3 protein-coding genes are annotated in these 3,342 nt (G+C 39.6%); 1 reads left to right on the top strand and 2 read right to left on the bottom strand.

Features of this window, described 5'->3' with window-relative positions; translation table 11 throughout:
* Window positions 1–326 (bottom strand): hypothetical protein (locus K1X82_15225; GenBank protein MBX7183462.1); only part of this gene is annotated, 326 nt, incomplete at its 3' end.
* Between the two features lie 174 nt (window positions 327–500).
* Here K1X82_15225 and K1X82_15220 point away from each other — a divergent pair.
* A complete protein-coding gene (locus K1X82_15220; protein MBX7183461.1) occupies window positions 501–3,107 on the top strand; it encodes a lamin tail domain-containing protein in 2,607 nt (868 codons plus the stop codon).
* On the opposite strand, the gene K1X82_15215 is transcribed toward K1X82_15220, so the two are convergent.
* Window positions 3,104–3,342: SsrA-binding protein (locus K1X82_15215; protein ID MBX7183460.1), on the bottom strand; the 239-nt coding region annotated here is incomplete at its 5' end. The two genes, K1X82_15220 and K1X82_15215, sit on opposite strands and share 4 nt — an antisense overlap.

Here is a 3,342-nt window from a genome sequence, read left to right as displayed (position 1 = left end):
TGGTGAAAATCACCTTCGCCGGAGGTATTAAACTCAAAATTTCCTAAATACAAAGAACCATTTAAGTTCCTAACTGCACTTTTTGACTTATGTGCGGTATTGAAAGAGTTATTGTAATCAGAAATGGTTGTCCAGGTTGTTCCGTCATATTCCAAGAACCCAATATCTGCCCCTTGAGCCACATATAGTTTTCCGTTCATTTGGTCGGTATTAAAAACCCCATTGGAAGGAAAACCAACATCGGTCCAGGTTTGAGAATTAACGGAAAAAGGGGAGTAAGCCCCCCACAATACCAAGCTAGCCAAGCAGTAGTTTTTAATTTTCATTTTAATATTTTTTCACAAAACTAACTCGGAGAAATTGGACTGAAACCCTTGCCAGGCTTGAATACTACTCTTTTACTACTTATTTTTAAAAAGTAGTAGGCCTAGTTGTATAGTCTTAAAAACTTCTTTTAAAATTCACATATCATTTTGTTTTAATCCCATATCTTAGCCCAAATGAATTATAAGATTTTATCCATCCTGTTTATTTTATTCATTCCGGCAGGAGTTTTTGGTCAATTAACCGATGATTTTTCGGATGGGGACTTTACCCAGAATCCGGTTTGGACCGGAGATGATGCACAATTTACGGTAAGCAGTCAACAGTTAAAACTAAATTCCAGCGGAACCGACACTTCGTATTTGGTTAGTTCCAGCACTGCCGCCCAGATATCGGAATGGCATATTTGGACCAAGCTATCCTTCAATCCATCTTCGGGTAATTTTGGGCGAATTTATTTGGTTAGTGACCAAAGCAATTTGAATGGAAGCTTGAATGGATATTACTTGCAATTGGGTGGAATTGGAACGGTTGACGATATTCGGTTATTCAGGCAAGACGGACTCAATCAGGTTCAATTAATTGATGGACCAGATAGCACTTTACAAAATTCGACCAATCAGGTAAGAATTAAGGTGGTTCGGGATGTTTCCGGATTGTGGACTATTTGGGCTGACACACTTGGAGGTCAAAACCTGGTTTCCCAAGGAAGTATAACGGATAATACGTACCTCAGTTCATCCTACTTTGGGGTTTGGTGCAAATACACCAGCAGCAATTCAACCAAATTCTATTTTGATGATATTTATGCAGGACCTCAAATTATTGATAACCAAGCCCCTTCCTTAGTTTCAGCAATGGCAGAAACAGCCAATAGGGTAAGGTTAAAATTTGACGAACCTATAACTGCCTCAACAGCCCAAACCCTAATCAATTATTCTGTAGATCAAGGAATAGGAACACCGGCAAGTGCTCAACTCGACGGTAACAACCCCAGCGAAGTAGTGTTAGGGTTTACATCGACTTTCAATAGTGGTACAACCTACCAAATTTTAGTCAATGGCATTCAAGATCCAAGTTTAAACACCTTAACCAATGCTAGTGCCAACTTTACCTATTACCAGGTTAAACCCAATGATGTTGTTTTTAATGAATTAATGCCCGACCCTTCTCCAACAGAAGGATTGCCCGAAGTTGAGTATATTGAACTTTACAATAAAACAACCTATCCGATCTCTATCAAAAATTGGACAGTTACCTGCGGAAGCAGCACAGATATTTTACCTGAAGCTATTATTCAGCCTGACAGTACAGTTGTATTGCTTGCCAGTAGTTCTTTCCCATATTATATTAACCTCGCCAATGCCGTTGAAGTTAGCGGATTAAGTTATCAAGCCTTAACCAATGAAGGACAAACCTTAACCATACGAGATACAGCCGGACAAATTATTCACTCCATTTCTTACACCATTGATTGGTATCAGGATGCCGACAAAGATGAAGGAGGATGGAGTTTAGAGCAAATTGACCCTTTCAACCCTTGTGGAGGACAAGGAAATTGGATTGCATCTGCTAATGCTTCCGGTGGAACCCCCGGTTTTAGAAATTCAACCTATGCAGTTAATCCTGACAACTTCTCACCGGAGCCAATAAAAGCTGTTATAAGTGGTCCTTCTACCTTAAATGTTTTCTTTAACGAGCCACTAGATAGCCTTTCATCCACTAATATACTTGCTTATACCGTTGATAATGGTATTGGAAATCCGGTTGCTGCCTTTGCCACCTTTCCCGGTTTCCAAAAAGTTGGATTAAGCTTTTCTCAGAGTTTTCAGGCTGGCGTTATTTACACCCTAAGTGTTCAGAATTACATCCGCGATTGTGTGGGAAACCAGGTTGATGCTAGTTATGAATTAAGATTTGCCATTCCTCAAATTCCGGCATATAACGAGTTAATTGTCAATGAAATTTTAGCTTATCCAAAAGATGGTGGTTTTGATTATGTAGAATTATACAATCGTACTGACAAAGTTTTTGATTTGAAGGATATATACATTGCCCGCTACGGTGCTGATGGATTACCGGAAACCTGGTATCAAGTTGAACCGGATGGTTACCTTTTGTTTGGTAAAGAATATGTGGCCATTTCTGAAAATGGAATAGCCGTTAAGTTACAGTATAATACCACCAATCCGAATGGAGTTATTTCCGTTGATCAATTGCCATCTTTTAACATTGAAGACGGAAGCTGTATTATTGGAGATAGCTTAGGAACTATTATTGACGCCATGGTGTACGACGACAAAATGCATTTCCCTCTTTTGCAAAGTACCAAGGGCGTTTCGCTTGAACGTATTAATCCGGACAGAGCATCCGGAGATAGAGACAATTGGCATTCTGCCGCCGAAACAGTCGGATATGGCACTCCTGCCTACCAAAATTCCCAATACAATGAAAATGCAAGTTCCAGCGATTGGATTAGTTTAGATCCTCCCATTTTCTCGCCCGACAATGATGGGTACCAAGATGTGTTAAATATTCATTTATCAAACCCGGGTCCGGGCACAGTAGCTACCCTTCAAATTTATGACGCTAAAGGAAGGTTAGTGAAAAAACTACTGGAAAATGAACTACTTGGAACATCTGACACCTTTACATGGGACGGCATTACCGACCGAGGAGATAAAGCACGTTTAGGAATTTACATTTTATTAAGCGAATCATTCGACACCCAAGGAAATAAGAAAAAGCAAAAAAGCAGTTTTGTAGTGGGAGGTAAATTTTAGTCTCTTTCCATGTTGCGCTTTACGTCTCTTTCCTTAATTGACTCCCTTTTGTCATAGGTCTTCTTTCCTTTTGCCACCGCAATTTCTACTTTAGCATAACCTGATTCTGCTATAAATAAACTAATCGGAACAATGGTCAAACCTTTGTCTTTTAGTTTATTGGACATTTTCCGAAGTTCTGTTTTGGTCAACAACAATTTCCTGTCACGCTTAGGTAGATGGTTGTTATAGGAGC

This window comes from Bacteroidia bacterium (genome assembly GCA_019695265.1).
GTDB lineage: Bacteria > Bacteroidota > Bacteroidia > JAIBAJ01 > JAIBAJ01 > JAIBAJ01.
This window is presented reverse-complemented; position numbering and strand designations above follow the sequence as displayed.

Bases quoted from the DNA above. Each gene is read 5' to 3' on its own strand.
- K1X82_15220 (MBX7183461.1), top strand. From the start codon at position 501: ATGAATTATAAGATTTTATCCATCCTGTTTATTTTATTCATTCCGGCA.